At 64.0% G+C, this 16,609-nt stretch carries 14 protein-coding genes; 8 read left to right on the top strand and 6 right to left on the bottom strand.

Features of this window, described 5'->3' with window-relative positions; genetic code table 11:
- Window positions 1-86: 86 nt before the first annotated feature.
- Window positions 87-2,168, top strand: coding sequence for a transketolase (gene tkt, locus CI15_RS31670; protein WP_062136643.1), 2,082 nt, complete (start codon window positions 87-89; stop codon window positions 2,166-2,168).
- Between the two features lie 42 nt (window positions 2,169-2,210).
- Here the strand turns inward: tkt and CI15_RS31665 are convergent, their stop codons facing one another.
- Window positions 2,211-2,609: a hypothetical protein gene (locus tag CI15_RS31665; RefSeq protein WP_062136641.1), complete on the bottom strand. Its 399-nt coding sequence runs from the start codon at window positions 2,607-2,609 to the stop codon at window positions 2,211-2,213.
- Between the two features lie 114 nt (window positions 2,610-2,723).
- Window positions 2,724-3,965 (bottom strand): cystathionine gamma-synthase family protein, encoded by a 1,242-nt coding sequence (locus tag CI15_RS31660; protein ID WP_062136637.1) that lies wholly within the window; start codon window positions 3,963-3,965, stop codon window positions 2,724-2,726.
- Window positions 3,966-4,185: 220 nt separating this feature from the next.
- Between CI15_RS31660 and CI15_RS31655 the strand changes: the two genes are divergently transcribed.
- The 6 genes from CI15_RS31655 (at window position 4,186) to CI15_RS31630 (ending at window position 11,202) form a co-directional block, all read left to right on the top strand.
- Window positions 4,186-5,826, top strand: coding sequence for an MFS transporter (locus CI15_RS31655; protein ID WP_062136635.1), 1,641 nt, complete (start codon window positions 4,186-4,188; stop codon window positions 5,824-5,826).
- A gap of 57 nt (window positions 5,827-5,883) precedes the next feature.
- The gene (locus tag CI15_RS31650) at window positions 5,884-6,204 is read left to right on the top strand and encodes a DUF6566 family protein (protein WP_062136632.1); all 321 of its coding nucleotides are present in this window, start codon (window positions 5,884-5,886) and stop codon (window positions 6,202-6,204) included.
- 87 nt (window positions 6,205-6,291) lie between these two features.
- Window positions 6,292-7,365 (top strand): Dyp-type peroxidase, encoded by a 1,074-nt coding sequence (locus CI15_RS31645; RefSeq protein ID WP_062136629.1) that lies wholly within the window; start codon window positions 6,292-6,294, stop codon window positions 7,363-7,365.
- Window positions 7,358-8,161 (top strand): family 1 encapsulin nanocompartment shell protein, encoded by an 804-nt coding sequence (locus tag CI15_RS31640; RefSeq protein WP_062136625.1) that lies wholly within the window; start codon window positions 7,358-7,360, stop codon window positions 8,159-8,161. Before CI15_RS31645 ends, CI15_RS31640 begins: the two co-directional genes overlap by 8 nt.
- A gap of 619 nt (window positions 8,162-8,780) precedes the next feature.
- Entirely contained in the window at window positions 8,781-10,130 is a 1,350-nt protein-coding gene (locus tag CI15_RS31635; protein WP_241496001.1) for a hypothetical protein, read from the top strand.
- A 379-nt stretch (window positions 10,131-10,509) separates the two neighbouring features.
- Entirely contained in the window at window positions 10,510-11,202 is a 693-nt protein-coding gene (locus CI15_RS31630) for a phosphatase PAP2 family protein (protein WP_062136619.1), read from the top strand.
- A gap of 42 nt (window positions 11,203-11,244) precedes the next feature.
- Here the strand turns inward: CI15_RS31630 and CI15_RS31625 are convergent, their stop codons facing one another.
- The 4 genes from CI15_RS31625 to CI15_RS31610 all read right to left on the bottom strand — a co-directional run bounded on the left by CI15_RS31625 (window position 11,245) and on the right by CI15_RS31610 (window position 15,364).
- A complete protein-coding gene (locus CI15_RS31625; protein ID WP_062136614.1) occupies window positions 11,245-11,700 on the bottom strand; it encodes a ribonuclease in 456 nt (151 codons plus the stop codon).
- A 123-nt stretch (window positions 11,701-11,823) separates the two neighbouring features.
- The gene (locus tag CI15_RS31620) at window positions 11,824-12,930 is read right to left on the bottom strand and encodes a hypothetical protein (protein WP_062136610.1); all 1,107 of its coding nucleotides are present in this window, start codon (window positions 12,928-12,930) and stop codon (window positions 11,824-11,826) included.
- A gap of 207 nt (window positions 12,931-13,137) precedes the next feature.
- On the bottom strand, window positions 13,138-14,241 hold the full coding sequence (gene zapE, locus CI15_RS31615; protein ID WP_062136607.1) for a cell division protein ZapE: 1,104 nt from the start codon (window positions 14,239-14,241) through the stop codon (window positions 13,138-13,140).
- 220 nt (window positions 14,242-14,461) lie between these two features.
- Window positions 14,462-15,364, bottom strand: coding sequence for a YihY/virulence factor BrkB family protein (locus CI15_RS31610; RefSeq protein ID WP_062136604.1), 903 nt, complete (start codon window positions 15,362-15,364; stop codon window positions 14,462-14,464).
- A gap of 160 nt (window positions 15,365-15,524) precedes the next feature.
- Here CI15_RS31610 and CI15_RS31605 point away from each other — a divergent pair, with 160 nt between their 5' ends.
- Window positions 15,525-16,607 carry a ligase-associated DNA damage response exonuclease gene (locus tag CI15_RS31605; protein WP_062136601.1) on the top strand — a complete coding sequence of 361 codons (1,083 nt, stop codon included), beginning with the start codon at window positions 15,525-15,527 and terminating at the stop codon, window positions 16,605-16,607.
- Window positions 16,608-16,609: the final 2 nt, after the last annotated feature.

Genomic DNA, 16,609 nt, shown 5'->3' with positions numbered 1-16,609 from the left:
CTGCGCGCTTTCGTGCGTGAACCCGCATGCGCGCAGCCCGCAGCGCGCGCCGGCCATCTTCCGAATTGCCGAACAAGGAGCGCTCCATGCAAAACGATCCCGCCCTCGATCAGTTGTGCATCAACACGATCCGCACGCTGTCGATGGACGCCGTGCAAAAAGCCAATTCCGGCCACCCCGGCACGCCGATGGCGCTCGCGCCGGTCGCCTATCACCTGTGGCAACACCATCTGCGCTACGACCCGGACGAACCGCTGTGGCCGAATCGCGACCGCTTCGTGCTGTCGGTCGGGCATGCGTCGATGCTGCTGTATTCGCTGCTGCATCTGGCCAACGTGAAGGCCGTCGACGAACACGGCAAGCCGACCGGCAAACCCGCCGTATCGCTCGACGACATCGAGCATTTCCGCCAGCTCGACAGCAACACGCCAGGTCACCCCGAGTACCGCATGACGACCGGCGTCGAAACCACCACGGGACCGCTTGGACAAGGGCTCGGCAATAGCGTCGGCATGGCGATGGCCGCGCGCTGGCACGAGAGCCACTTCAACCGCGCCGACGCGCCGCTGTTCGACTACCGCGTGTATGCGCTGTGTGGCGACGGCGACATGATGGAAGGCATCTCGCACGAAGCGGCGTCGCTCGCGGGCCATCTGAAACTGTCGAACCTGATCTGGATTTACGACAGCAATCGCGTGACGATCGAAGGCCATACCGACCTCGCCTATAGCGACGATCCCGAAACCCGCTTTCGCGGCTACAACTGGCACACGCTGCACGTCGACGATGCGAACGACACCGCCGCGCTCGACAAGGCGCTGGTCGAAGCGAAGAGCGTGACCGACCGGCCGACGCTGATCGTGGTCCATAGCATCATCGGCTGGGGCTCGCCGCACAAGCAGGACAGTTCGTCCGCGCATGGCGAGGCGCTCGGCGTCGAGGAAGTCGCGCTGACCAAGAAGGCGTACGGCTGGCCCGAGGACAAGTTCTTCTATGTGCCCGACGGCGTGCATCAACGCTTCGCGGAAGGTATCGGCGCGCGCGGCAAGGCGGCGCGCGAGCAATGGCAGGCGAAGTTCGACAGCTACCAGAAGCAGTATGCGGAGCTCGCGCGCGAGTTCGCGCAGATGCAGGCGCACGAATTGCCGCAGGGCTGGGACAGCGACATTCCGAGCTTCCCCGCCGACCCGAAGGGCATCGCGACGCGCGAATCGTCGGGCAAGGTGCTCAATGCGATCGCCGCGCGCGTGCCGTGGATGATCGGCGGCGCGGCCGACCTGTCGCCGTCGACGAAAACCAACCTGAAGTTCGAAGGGGCCGGCAGTTTCCAGGCCGATCACTACGGCGACCGCAATCTGCACTTCGGCATTCGCGAGCATGGGATGGGCGCGGTGGTCAACGGCCTCGCGCTGTCGAATCTGCGTGCGTACGGCTCGACGTTCCTGATCTTCAGCGACTACATGAAGCCGCCGATCCGTCTGTCCGCGATCATGGAAGTGCCGGCCATCTACGTGTTCACACACGATTCGATCGGCGTCGGCGAAGACGGACCGACACATCAACCGATCGAGCAACTCGCGTCGTTGCGCGGCGTGCCCGGCCTCACGGTGCTGCGTCCCGGCGACGCGAACGAAGCGGCCGAGGCCTGGCGCGTCGCGCTGACGCAGCCGCATCGACCGGCGTGCATCGTCGTGTCGCGCCAGCCGCTGCCAACGCTCGACCGCAGTCGCTATGCGCCGGCGAGCGGCGTGAAGCACGGCGCGTATGTGCTTGCCGATGCGCCCGACGGCCAGAAGCCCCAGGTGATCCTGATGGCGACCGGCAGCGAGCTATCGCTTTGCGTCGACGTGTACGAGAAGCTGAAGGGCGAGGGGATCGCCGCGCGCGTCGTGTCGATGCCCTCGTGGGATATCTTCGAGCGTGAGGACGACGCGTATCAGGAGTCGGTGCTCCCCGCCGACGTCGAAGCGCGCGTCGCGGTCGAGCAGGCCGCCTCGCTCGGCTGGGACCGCTATACGGGGCGGCTCGGTGCGCAGGTCGTCATGCATACGTTCGGCGCATCGGCGCCGATTGCTGATCTGAAGAAGAAGTTCGGCTTTACGCCGGAGCGCGTCTATGAGGCGGCGAAGCAGCAGATCGAGCGGGTGAAGAAAGGCAAGGGCGCTTGAGGGCAAGCGCCCGATCCGTTCGTGCCGGCCAAGGCTCGCGCCTCAGTGGTGAACGGGGCGCGTTGGGGATCCTACGGGCCGGATCACGGCGGCCTCCCGCTCCTGGATTCTTTCCTCGGAGGTCGTGGATTGACGTGGATTGTTTGCGGTGTCGTACCCGTGGATTTCTTCGTCGATGACGAAGTTGGCGATTTTCATCGCATCCATCGTGTTGCCGTCCACGTCGTTCCATTCACGCATCGCGCGATTGACCTTGGTGAGTGCGCTGACGGCAAGAAGCACTGCGTCGGTCTCGGTGATCTTGCCTTCGAGATCGTCCGCGAGGTAGTCCGCCACACGGAGAGACGCGTCGATCAGATCGCTGTCGTCGATCAGGTCCGTCAATACGGCATGAACCACGGCGAGGCAGGCATCTTTGCGTGCAAGTGCGATATCCGTCATGAGGTTCTCCAGAGACGAGGTAACTGGTTAGCGAACTTTGCTCATTGCACTGCTTGCAGCCAGACGGGCGAGGCCACTCCACCCGCCTCGCCCGAGATTTCAGGAACCCGAAAGCTACGCTCCGAATTTTAGCGCTTGCGCGAAATCCGCGATCAGGTCGTCGATATCCTCGATGCCCGCGGACAGCCGCAGCATGCCGTCGGAAATCCCCATCGCCTTGCGCGTTTGCGGCCCGGCTTCGAAAAAGATCGTCGGCGCGACCGGAATGATCAGCGTGCGCGTGTCGCCGAGCCCCGTCGCCTTGACCGGCAGCTTGAGCGCGTTGACGACGTCGATCATGCGATCCGCATTGAGCAATTCGAACGACAGCAGCCACGAGGCGCCCTTGAACAGCGTTTGAGCGATTTCGTATTGCGGATGGCTCTCCAGACCAGGATAGAACACTTTGCCGATCGCCGCGTGCCCTTCGAGAAATTGCGCGAGCGCGAGCGCATTGTCGCTGCTTTGCTTCACGCGCAAGGCGAGCGTTTCCGCGCCCATCGCGATGGCGTGCGCCTGCTCGGACGACAATGACGCACCCATGTCTCGCAGACCCTTCTTGCGGATCTGCAGAAGCCCCTGTTCCTTCGCCGCGGAACGCCGATAGTCGTCGGCGATATTCGGGTACGCGCTCCAGTCGAACAGGCCCGTATCGGTCACGGCGCCGCCGAGTGCGGCGCCATGACCCGCGATCGTCTTCGTCAGCGAGTTGATGACGAGGCTCGCGCCGACCGCCTTGGGCTTGAACAGGGCGGGCGAGGTAATGGTGTTGTCGACGAAGTACACGAGGCCGTGCTCGCGGCAGACATCACCGATACCTTGCAGGTCGGGAATCTGCGTGCCCGGATTGGCGATGGTTTCGACGAACACCATGCGCGTATTCGGCCGGATGGCGTTCTTCACCTCGTCGGCGTTGCACGCATCGACGGTCGTGACTTCGACGCCAAGCGTGCGCAATGTGCCGAACAGGCTGTTGGTGTTGCCGAACACGTAACGGCTCGACACGAGATGATCGCCCGCGCGCAGCAGCGTGAGGAACGTCGCCGTGATAGCGGCCATGCCGGTGCTGAAGCAGATCGTGCCGACGCCTTCCTCGAGGCTCGTGATCTTGCGCTCGAGCGCGGCGGTCGTGGGAGTGCCCTGCCGCGCGTAGTTGAAGCCGCCTTTCTTCGTGCCCTGGAACACGCCGATCAGGTCCTCGACGCGCTCGAAACCATATTGCACGGACGTATGAACGGGCTGGCGCAAGGCGCCGTGCTCGGTGCCCGCGATTCTGTCGCCGTGAACGATGCCCGTGGTGAAACCCTGCTTGTCCATTCCTTCTCCACTGTTTCAGGTCGATTGATTCCGCCCGATTATCGCCTGTAACCGCCGTCCCGCGAAGTCTTTGGCATCCCGCGAGGCAATCCGGACGCCACGAACGCGCAAAACCCGGTCTGCGAGGCGACCTTGCTTACAATGTGCTACGGCGCCGGGCTGACGGTCAACACGTGAGCCAGCTTGCCGCCACTCACCCTCGATCGGCACGGGAGCGAACTTGGCGAACCCGGATCATCCCGCTAGCAAGCGCAACGCGGCCCACGTCATGGCCGCGCAGGCGAGCCCGTGCGACGAACTCGTCATCCGCACGCAGCCCACTACCGTCGACCGCCCGTGCCCGCGCAAACGGCTCGCGCTCGCCGCGACGATCGGCGGGTCGAGCATGGCGTTCATCGATGGCTCCGTCGTCAACGTCGCGCTGCCGTCCATTCAGAGCGAACTCGGCGCGAGCGTCGCGGCGATACAGTGGGTCGTCAACGCTTATCTGCTGTTTCTCGGCTCGCTCGTGCTGGTCGGCGGATCGATGGGCGATCTGCTCGGCCGCCGCACGGTGTTTATCGCGGGTATCGCGCTCTTCACGCTGGCGTCTGCCGCGTGCGGGTTCGCGCCGAATGCGTCCGTGCTGATCGCCGCGCGCGCGGTTCAGGGCATCGGCGCGGCACTGCTCGTACCCAGCAGTCTTGCGATCATCGGCGCGGTGTTCGACGGCGCCGCGCGCGGACGGGCCATCGGCACCTGGGCCGGCGTCGGCGCGATCACCTCGGCACTGGGGCCGGTGGCGGGCGGCTGGCTCGTCGACGCGTTCTCGTGGCGCGCGATCTTCTTTCTGAATCTGCCGCTCGCCGCGCTCACGATCGCGCTCGCCATCGCGGCGGTGCCCAACAGCCACAAGCCCGATGCGCCTGAGAAGCTCGACTGGCCCGGCGCGCTCGCCGCGGCGGCGGGGCTCGGCGCGCTGACCTTCGGCCTCACCGAGGCCTCGGCACGCGGTTTCGCGCATCCGCTCGTGTTGGGAGCGCTCGGCGCCGGCGTGCTGGTGCTCGCCGCGTTCGTGATGATCGAAGCGCGCAGCGCCAACCCGATGGTGCCGCTCGACATGTTTCGCTCGCGCGACTTCACCGGCGCCAACCTGGTCACCTTGCTGCTTTACTTCGGCCTTGGCGGCGCCTTCTTCTTCCTGCCGTTCACGCTGATCCGCGCGCATGGCTACAGCGCGACCGAAGCGGGCGCCGCGCTGTTACCGGTGCCGGTCATCATCGGTTTGCTGTCGCGCTTCACGGGCGGCCTGACGAGCCGTTTCGGTTCGCGGGTGCTGTTGAGCGTCGGCCCGGGCATCGCCGGAATCGGCTTCATGGTGCTGGCGCTGCCGCTCGCGCGCGATAGCTATTGGACGGGCTTCTTTCCCGCGCTGGCCGTGCTCGGGATCGGCATGACGATCACCGTCGCGCCGCTGACCACGACCGTGATGGGCGCGGTGCCGAGCGAGCGCACCGGCGTGGCGTCCGGCATCAATAACGCCGTGGCGCGGGTGGCTAGCCTGCTGGCGATTGCAGTGCTCGGCATCGTATTCGTGTGGTCGCACGACGCGGCGCTCCCGGCGCGTCTCGACGAACTGCATGTGGCGCGGGACGCCCGCCCGTCCGGTCAACTGCTGGCGTCGATGGCGCCCGCCGCAAGCGCGGCGGGCGCCGCTCAGACGCCGCGCGAGAGCGCCGTGGCGCGCGCGCAAGCCGCCGCGATGAGCGACGCGCTGCGCGCTGTCGCGCTGGTCTGCGCCGCGTGTGCGTTCGCTGGAGCGGGCTTTGCCTTACTGACGATCCAGCCTCTGAAACGCCCGGCGCCTGCGCGCCCACGTTGATTGCATTCGAGCCCAAGTTGTCCCAGACTGGAACGGGACAACCGCATCGGAGGACAAATGAGGCCTTTCGTCGACCACTTTGCGGGATTCGACATTGCCGTCGTCACGCGGCGCGAGGAACGCGGCGCGTACGTCGCCGAGATCGAAGTCAGCCGCGGCGGCCGTAAGCTGATCGACGCGTGGCCGCAGACCGTTCAGCCCGAATGGCTCACGCCCGAGGAAGCCATCCGCGACGGCCTCGAGCGCGCGCGCTGCTTGATCCGGCGGCGCTTGACGGAGTCCGTAGACCATTCGTGGGTCGCCACGCGTGGCCGCGCGCAGTCATGGTTCAACGGCGAGATGCAACACCACGCCGGCAGCACCGTCTCCCGCAGTTGATCGAAAGCATCGTCCATCGTGTGCGTCCCACGCCGCGCGCGATGCCTTGCGTTGCCACGCGTTCTCACCATCCGAACAAGAATTCACATGCCCGACACTACGCCAGAACCGCAAGCCGTCTGCAAGCCCATTACGCGTAGCGCGATTTTCATCGTTGCCACGGTGGCGCGTGGCGAAGCCAGCGCCGCCACGGTCCGCGACTGGTGTGGCGAGATCGCCGCGCTGGTCCGCGCGGTCGGCACGCGCGCGCCGGCCGCCAATCTCTCCTGCGTGTGCGGCTTCGGCTCCGACGCGTGGGACTTCCTGTTCGGCGCCCCGCGTCCCGCCGGTTTGCATCCGTTCCGCGAATTCGGCTCGGGCGAGCGCCGCGCCATCGCGACGCCCGGCGACATCCTGATGCACATCCGGGCCGATCACATGGACCTGTGCTTCGAGCTCGCCTCGCAAATGCTTCGCAAGCTCGGCGGCGCCGTCACCGTCGTCGACGAAGTACACGGCTTTCGCTACTTCGACCTGCGCGACATCGTGGGTTTCGTCGACGGCACGGAGAATCCGTCGGGCAGAAGCATGGTGGAGTGCGCGATCATCGGCGACGAAGACGCGAACTTCAGCGGCGGCAGCTACGTGATCGTGCAGAAGTACCTCCACAACCTCGAGGCGTGGAACGCGTTGTCCGTCGAGCAGCAGGAGAAGATCATCGGGCGCGAAAAGTTCTCGGACGTGGAGCTCGATGCCGCGGTCAAACCGTCGTGCTCGCACAGCTCTCTCACAACGCTCGACGAAGACGGTCAGGAAGTGAAGATCTTGCGTCACAACATGTCCTTCGGGCGTCCCGGCGCGAAGGAGTTCGGCACGTACTTCATAGGTTATGCGCGTTCGCCGCGGCCGACCGAGCAGATGATGGAGAACATGTTCGTCGGCCGGCCGCCGGGCAATTACGACCGCCTGCTCGATTTCAGCCGCGCGGTGACGGGCGGTCTGTTCTTCGTGCCATCTGCCGATCTGCTCGACGAATTGCCGGAGCGCAAACCGTGCGCCGCGCCTGCCGCGTCTTCGCACAGCACCGGCCAGGACAGCGATCACGACAGCGGCCACCAGGACAAGCGCCGCGACGGCGTCCTGAACATTGGCTCACTCAAAGGAACCTCACAACATGAATAACCTGCATCGCGAACTCGCGCCGATTTCCGACGACGCCTGGGAACAGATCGAAGCCGAAGTGGCACGCACCTTCAAGCGCTCGGTCGCGGGACGACGCGTGGTCGACGTCAAGGAGGGGGGCGGCGTCGCGCTGTCCGCGATCGGCACGGGGCATCAGACCAGCATCGCGGCGCCGAGGAAGAACGTCGCCGCGAAGCTCTACGACGTGAGGCAACTCGTGCAGTTGACGGTGCCGTTCACGCTGCAGCGCGAGTCGATCGACAGCGTCGAGCGCGGCTCGAACGACGCCGACTGGCAACCCGCGAAGACCGCGGCGAGCGAACTCGCGATCGCCGAAGACAGTGCGATCTTCGACGGCTTCACCGCGGCGGGTATCGTCGGCATCCGCCAGGGCAGCTCGAACGAGCCGACTGGCCTGCCGGCCGACGTCGCCGACTATCCCACCGCCATCAGCGAGGCACTGGAAAAATTGCGGCTCGCGGGTGTCGACGGTCCGTATTCGGTGCTGCTGGGCGCGGACGCCTATACCGCGCTCGCCGAAGCGAGCGCTCAGGGCTATCCGGTGATCGAGCACATCAAGCGCATCGTCAGCGGCGATCTGGTCTGGGCGCCCGCGCTGCGGGGCGGCTGCGTGCTGTCGACGCGCGGCGGCGACTACGAACTGCATATCGGACAGGATCTATCCATCGGCTACACGAGCCACACCGATAGCACCGTGCAACTCTACCTGCGCGAAACACTGACGTTTCTGATGTTGACGAGCGAGGCATCCGTCTCCATCGCGGCGGGCGAGTAGCCTTCGGACCGCATCGCGGAGCGGACTCGATCAAACGAGTTCGCTACCGATTCATTCCGCAAGCCGTATGAAGCTGACGTAGCCGGGGAACCGGTAACCGCGACAAAGCGATTTCGTCTGCTTTATTGCTTCATTCTCCCTCCGCGTGTTCAAAAACCCGATCGTGCCTCGGCGAGCGAGACCCGAAGGAATGTCTTCGTGCGTATGTGAGGTGACGAACAAATAGTTACATGTGGCGCGGGTATGCTGTCAAAAAACTGACATATAGCACCGAGAGATCGACAGCGTGCACGGAGTCGGCTGCGCGACAGCTTCCGTGAGCAAGGGATCTTCAGGGCAAACGGAACAAATCGAGAATACCTTGCGTGGAGGGTTCTAAAGCAACCTTCCGAGGTGTTGGGTGACTGTCAGAAACCGATCGAACACTGGCATTTCGCCAGTGCGTCTGTGGGGTGTGTGGCTTATTGCGACTGTGGTTGCATCGGTGCCATTTCTCGTTACGCCATATCCTCCTCTTGGGCAACATTTTTACAATATCGTCCGGCTCGATATCCTTTCGCACCCCGAATCGTATGCCAGAAATTTTTTCGTTCAGTGGGATGTCGTGCCAGACCTTGCCATGGACCTGGCACTACCGTGGTTCACGAAGTTCATACCGGTAGAATGGGCCGCCTGGCTGTTTACGCTTGTCGAACTCGGGCTATTGACGTCGGGCTGTCTGGTGCTGAGCCGTGTTGCCAATGGCCGCTGGTCATGGTTACCGTTGATCAGCTTCTTGCTGCTCTATAACTGGATACTGATACGCGGCTACGATAACTTTCTGTTTGGTCTTGGCCTTTCCTTCTGGGCGATCGCCGCGCATGTGGCGTTGCGCAGGGCCATCCTCGCGCGGATCCTGGTCTCGTGCTGCAGTGCCCTTGTCATCTATTTTTGCCATCTGTTTCCGCTCGCCGTTTTCGCTCTGGTCACAGGCACGTGGGAACTTGGCTGTCTTCTTCGAGAGGGGAAGATCTCGATTCGTTCACTGGCTCGCCACGCGGCCGCGAGCGTGGTGCCGTTGCTGCTTCCCGTTGCACTGTTGATCCGCAGCAGCACCGGTGGCCTTCATGGGTCGACCCACTTCGGACTTACCCACGTACTTGCGAAGCTCGCTTTCTGCATCGATGTTTTCTCGGTGGGCAATCGTGCAGGCGATGTGGCGATCGTGGCGGCGTTGAGCCTGTTCGTGGTCATTGGTCTCGTTCGGAGATGGTGGACGTGCGAGCCAGAGTTCCGGATAACCGTGTTCTCACTTCCGGTGGTAGTCCTGCTCGCACCGTTCGACGCGTTTGCTTCCTACGGTGTGATCGAGCGATGTGGGATCAGCTTCGCGTTTTTGCTGACTGCGCTGGTTGGCATACAGGATTCGGTGGCGCCGCGTCTTCAACGTATCGGTGCCGTCGCGCTCACGCTGGTGTTTGTTTTCCGGATCGTGACCGTGACTGAGGACTGGCGGGGCGACAGGCCTGTCATTCAGGCTTACCGCACGACGTTCGCGTCTCTGAAGCCCGGTTCCGTCCTGTTCCAGTACAAGCAGGACACCGCCGACCGGTCTCCATGGAAAGACCCTCACCGCTGGAACCCCTATCTGGACAAGGTGGTGGCGCTCGCAACCGTGAATGACGTTCTCGTGCCGGATTTGTATCTCAAAGCGGGCCAGCAACCCGTGCTTTACCGGAGCGAGAACGTAGCACTGAGGGAGTTCCAGGACGACAGTTCTACGCGGAAACCGAATGTCGAAGCAGATGGCGCCATGTTGCGTGCGTGGTCGACTGAACTACTGGATCGTTTTCCGGACCTTCAGAGCCGGTTCACGACGGTCTATCTCGCCGTGCTCGACCCGTACCGGCGCCTACCGGAGGACCTTGATGGTTGGCAACTCGTTGCGACTTTACCCGAGCATCGGCTCTATGAACTGCGTCCCCGTTGACGCTCGATCATTGACGTTGGCCGACCACGACGAATGAGAGTTACACGGTCTCGACAAGGCATCACACGACGCGTTGCATCAGGCAGGCTCTTCGGCTCGCGTTGCCGACCATAGACGCGATAGAGAGGGGCGCAGCCGTACGGTCATCGTTTGACTCGCCATCCAGGGATGCCACCGCATCGCCGAAACGATCGAGCCAGGCGTGCTCAATGCCGGCCATACGGCGCCCAGGCAGGAGGCCCGCGGTGAGCCGTCCGCGAAAGTTAACGAGCAAGAGGTGCAGTAAAAGATGTCAGTGAAAGTAACCATCGTGAACTGCGGCGCATTCGATGGACTATCCTGACTTCCGATCCGACTAGCACGATTTTCTTACAAAACGATGAATAGCTTCGATTCGGCTATCGAGACATATCTGTCCACCATCCACTTCGGTCATCTCACGACCCAAACCATAGAGGTCATTGCCGACCTCTATACGTTCAAAGGGCTCGTGTTCATACCGTTGCTGTGGTGGATGTGGTTTCAGCGGGGCGAGCGCACCGAATGGCGGCGAGAAATGGTGCTCGCCACGCTTGCCAGCGGCATCCTGGCGCTCGTCGTCGGGAGATTGCTGACTCACCTGTTGCCGTACAGAGTGCGCCCGGTCTATAGCAGCGAGCTGCATCTGCACTTCGCGGGTACGGTCATCGAGGACGCACAGCTGTCGAGTTGGAGTTCCTTCCCAAGCGATCACGCGATGCTATGGATGGCGGTCGCCACTGGAATCTTCCTCGTGTGGCGACGCATCGGTGTGCTGGCGATTCTCTATACGGTGCTGGTCATTTGCGTGCCGCGCGCCTATCTCGGCTTTCACTACCCGACCGACTTGATAGTCGGCGCGCTCGTGGGCGTCGGCATCACCTATGTCATGACGCGCGATGCGATTCGCACGCGCTACGCCACGCCTGTGCTGCGATGGATGGAACGTTACCCCGGACCGTCAGCGGCGTTGGCCTTTATTCTGTGCCTCCAACTCGCCACGCAGTTCGACGAACTGCGCAAACTGGCGAGCAGTGTGATCAAACACCTATGAATCACCCATGGCCACATTGGCTGGGCCAGACCTGCTCGTGATTCAGTCCGCAATCCGTTTGAAGCTGACGTAGTAATCGTCGGTGTAGTAGCAATCGTTGACCTGCTTGCGCGCTCCACCACAGATGACGCGGCGCTGCCCGCGATCGGTCGAGCCAGGCGTGCGAACCGTATAGGTGTGGTAGTAGCCGCGCGGATGCTGCGGCAGCATTCCCGCGCTGTTGCGGAACAGGACACCGTCCTCGCTAAAAGGAAAAGGGCCGCCCGCTTTGATCAGGCGCAGTGTTTCGGCTGCTTCCGCCGGCAACTGCGCCTTGCTGACGTTGCCCAGCACGCCCGATGCGGCGGGTGCGGCACTCGCGGCCTGCGATGCCGCAACCGCCGCCTCACTCGCGGCTGAGGCCGGTTCTGGCGCAGCGTTTTGCGATCCGTTCTTGTTGCATCCACCCAGGATCGCGCTGAAGGCGAGGATGCAGGAGAAAGCCCACGCTCGGTTCACGAAACGGTGCCTCCGGGTTGAACAGCATTCGACGACCACGAACGAATTAAGGGTATCGCTAAAGGCACAGTGAATCAATGCGGATAAGCTATGGCCGCGAACTGGCGGCCTTTTCATTCACGCTCAGTTCGCCGGTATTGTCACGACCGGCGCCTTGCTGCTCGTATCCGATTCCGCGAGCGCCATCAGATTCTGCACGACGGTAAACGCGTATTTCGAATCGAAGTCGTTGCGCTCGACCCAATACACCGACGGTCCATAAGCGATCGACACATAGGCGTCGGCCGGCGCGGTCTTGCCCGAGTGCACGATGATCGTCGGCCGGGTTTCACCGCCGATCAGACCGACGGTCGGCTTCGTCGCACCGTCGCTGACGCTCTCGGGCGGCACCTGAACCTGCGCGCCGAGATCGCTGAGGATGCCGAGCACCGAGCGCGTCACCATCGGAATGCGGTCTCCCCGCTGATACGTCGACGACGGCCCATACACGAGCTGGTAGCTGCGTGTCTTCGTCGACAGATGCAGCAGCCTGCGCACGCGTGCGACATCGGCGGCCGTGTCCGGCGAGCCGCCGCTCGTGGTTGCGCCGATCGACAGGAACACCGCCAGGGCCGGGCTTTGGCCGCCTTTGAGATCGGCCTTCGCATCGAGCTGACGCGTCTCGACGGTCAGCTCGCCGGCCAGTTGCAGACGACGCAACGCCTGCAGCAACTCGAAGAAGCCCGGCGCGCCCGCACTGCTGTCGCCGCCGAGCGCATTCCCGTTCTGCAGACCGCCGATCGATTGCGCGGTGATGCGCAACAGCAGGTCGATCGGCACGCCGCCCTCGGCGAGCGGCAGCACGAGCGCCGGCGCGAGCGGCCGGATATAAGCGGAGGCGAACGCTTCGCCGGTGGTCGGCGTGAACGTGAAGGTCGGCCGGTTCGAGTACGACACGCTGCCGGTCGCCTGCGCGTAGTTCGGCATGCTGCCCGAGCCGGCGTTGAGGATCGCGCCGCCGGTGGTGTCGAACGTGTAGGCGGCGATGATGCTGCTGACGGTCAGGAACGCGGGCGCGTCGCCGTAGCGCAGACCGATCACGGCGGCGAGGATCGCGCGCTTCTTCGCGTCGCCGAGCGCGCGCGCATAGTCGACCTGAGCGGCCTTCAGACGCGAGGGGCCGATATGGACACAGGCGGACGTGAGACAGGCCGCGCACAACGCGGCGGCGACGCAAGCGGTTCTGGGCATGGGCTGGTGAAAGTGGGGCAATCCACTGAACAATGAAGTCTGCGCTCAGCGGTAGCAGAACCTGTTCCCACGCAAGCGGCCGGTCCCGCTCAGGGGCGCCCGGTTGCCGTGCGCCGTGCTATGGCGCGTGCAACGGTCACAATGCGTTGGCACGCCTTACCGTCGCGTTGCAAGATTTGCGGACATGCGCGCGAGCTTGATGCCGTACTACGGAGCTTCTGCGTTGATCCCGTCTTGCGCGTTGTCCCCGGCGCCTTGCTCGAGCGTGCTGCGATAGGCGCGCGACTGCATCTCGGCGAGCCGGCTCAGCGTGCGAGACAGATCGTGCGCGCCTTCGAGACCGATCAACGCAGTCTCGAGCGGTTGATCGGAGGCGATGAAGAGGGCACGCTTGCGATCGTAGAAGATGTCGATCAGCCAGACGAGGCGTTGCAGCGTATGCGACTGCCTCAGCGCTTCGGTCTGCAGACGATCGACGATCAAGCCTTGCCATTGCTCGGCGAGATCGAGGTAGTCGAGGTGCGAGCGGCTCGCCACGCATAGCTGCTCGAAGTCCGCCCACAGCAGCGCGCGGCCGGCCGCGCGCGCTTGGAGCGAGCGGCCGGCCGCGCTCAGTTTGAGCGGCGCCAGTGTCGCGCCAGGTTCATGGCTCGTGAAGATATCGCGCAGCGCGGCCTCGCTCGATGCATCGAGCGGCGCGAAAAAACGCGGCACCTCGGCCGCTTCGCCGCCGAATCGATAATCGCGCGCGCCGTCGAAATGGATCACCGTGAAGCAGCGTTTGATCTGCGTGATGGTCGGCACGAAGCGCTCGTGAAACTCGGGGTCGGGCAGCAGATCGTCCGGTGCGTAGTTCGAGGTCAGCACGATGCGCGTGCCGAGGTTGATCGCGGTGTCGAGAAAGCGGCCCATCAGGAACGCGTCGGCGATATCGTGCACATGGAATTCGTCGAAGCAGAGCAGCTCGATCCCATCGAGCCATTGCCGCGACACGTCGCCGAGCCGGTCGTCGCCACGCGGTGCGTGGACGAGCCGGCGGTTCATCTCGCGCAGGAATTCGTGGAAGTGCAGGCGCCGCTTGCGGCACGGCGCGAGCTCGAACAGCGTATCGACGACGAGGCTCTTGCCGCGCCCCGGCAGCCCGTGACAGTAGACGCCTTGCGGCGCGAACGCGGCGGTGGACCATGCATGCCGCGCGCGCTGTTGAGCGCCGAGCAAGCCGACGAGCGCGCCGATGGCCTCGCGCTGACGCGCATCGGGCGTGATGCCGCGCGCGCTCAATGCGCGCGCGATACGGGTTTCATCAAGCATGGGCGAGAGCGTCCATGGTTGACGATGCGAAGGTGATGAAAGTCGCGAATGGCGAGGTGTAGCGCGCCGCTGAAACGGCGAGGACGTGTGTGAGCATGATTGACGGCCGACGTGGTGGCCTGCAACGAATCAGGCCCAATGAGCGCGTGCAGAGAACGCGCGCGCCATTTTACCAGTCACGTGCTGGTACGAACGGCTGCCGCGTCATGAGTCGTGATGCCTACCCCGTCTCGATCGTCGGCTGCGGCGCGTCGAGCGGTTCATGGCCGAAGCGCTCGTATTGCGATATGACCTGTGCGCCAAATAGCAGCAGCGTCGCGAGCCATTCGAAGCTGAGCAGGATCACGATCGCCATCGTCAGCGAGCCATAAACGATGCTGACCTGCGAGAGCGTGGCGAAATACCAGACCAGCACATGCCGCGTGATTTCCCACAACACGCCGGCCACCACGCCACCGATCAGTGCGTGTTTGAGCGACGGACGCCCGACCGGCATCACCAGATACACCGAGGTCAGCACGAAGATTTCGCCGGCGAGTCCGAACAGATATAGCACCAGACGCATGAGGCCCTGCAACGGCACATGCAGGCCGAACAGTTCGAGCCCGTTGGCGCCGATCGTATCGAGCGCGCTCGACACGACCGTGACGATCAGCAAGCCGACGCCGAGAAACAGGATGTAGCAGTACGGCAGCAGCGCCGAGATCAGGAAGTGGCGCCGCTTGACGACGACGCGATGCACGAAGATCAGCGACATCGCGTTTTCGAGTACGGTGAAGGCGAGCGAGCTGAAGAAGATCATCGTGAGCACCAGCACCCAGCCGATTACCGCGCGATGCTGGAGGAAGTTCGACAGCTCCCTCACGAGCGCGGCCGATTGCCCGGGCACAAGCCAGCGCAGCAGATGCGCGAGCGCGGCGAGCACCAGTTCCTGCGGCACCACGCGCGACAGCACGATGACGATCAGAATCAGCAGCGGCACGATCGACAGCAACGCGTAATACGCGACCGCGCCCGCGAGCAGCAGCCCCTGGTTCGCGCGAAACGCCTTCAGCGTCTGCAGCAGGAAGCGGCCGGGATGTCTGGCGATGTACAACGCATGCTGGTCGAGCAGGATCGGCATGGAACCTCGCGGTGCGCGGCGGGCGCTGCCGGATGGCAGCCGCTCTCGACACGCCTGTGTGCTTTATATACCGTAAGCAGAAACGAGGCCATCCAGAGCGCGGCATGGTGTTTGCTTGAGCCGGCTTCGGAGGATCGCGCTTCATTCCTGAGGACAGCCGATGGATCACCCGCCACGTCAGACCGACGCCGCGCCGCAACCCAGTGACCTGGTGGTCGCGCGGCCGGAGGGACTGTATTGCCCGGTCGGCGATTTTTACATCGATCCATGGCGGCCAGTCGAACGCGCGGTGATCACGCATGCGCATTCCGATCACGCGCGCTTCGGTCATCAACGCTATCTGGCCACGCGCGCGGGCGCGAACGTGCTGCTCTCGCGTCTGCCCGGCATCTCGCTGCACACGCTCGACTACGGCGAGCCGCTGACGATCGGCGCGGCGCGCGTGTCGCTGCATCCGGCCGGGCATGTGCTCGGCTCGGCGCAGGTCCGCATCGAACACGCCGGTCGCGTGTGGGTCGCGTCGGGCGACTACAAGCTCGAAGCCGATCCGACCTGCGCCGCTTTCGAACCGGTGCGCTGCGATACCTTCATCACCGAATCGACGTTCGGTCTGCCGATCTATCGCTGGGATGCACCGCAAAGCGTGTTCGACTCGATCGATTCATGGTGGCGTCACAATGCTTCCGAAGGGCGCGCGTCGGTGCTGTTCTGCTACTCGTTCGGCAAGGCGCAGCGCGTGCTGGCGAGCGTCGATCCGGCGATCGGGCCGATCTTCTGCCACGGCGCGATCGAGCCGCTCAATCGCGCGTATCGCGACGCGGGCGTGCATCTGCCGCCCGTCGGTCTGGTCAGCGAGATCGCCTTGAAAGAGAAGGCGATCTTCAATCAGGCGCTGATCGTCGCGCCACCGTCCGCGCAGAACAGCGCGTGGCTCAAGCGCTTCGGCGACTACAGCGATGCGTTCGCGTCGGGCTGGATGCGCCTGCGTGGCGCGCGTCGCAGGCGTGGCGTCGATCGTGGCTTCGTGCTATCGGATCACGCGGACTGGCCGGGTTTGCAAACGGCGATTCGCGAGAGCGGCGCGGCGCGCGTGATCGTCACGCACGGCTCGATCGAGCCGATGGTGCGCTGGCTCAACGAGCAGGGTCTGCAGGCCAGCGCGTTCGACACGCAATACGGCGACGATACGGTCGAAGCCGATGCGGCCGGCGCGGACGAAACGCCTGCGGCGAGCGAATCATGATG

It is taken from the genome of Paraburkholderia monticola, assembly GCF_001580545.1.
Taxonomy (GTDB): domain Bacteria; phylum Pseudomonadota; class Gammaproteobacteria; order Burkholderiales; family Burkholderiaceae; genus Paraburkholderia; species Paraburkholderia monticola.
The sequence above is the reverse complement of the archived record's forward strand: the minus strand, read 5'-3'. Positions and strand labels throughout refer to the sequence as shown.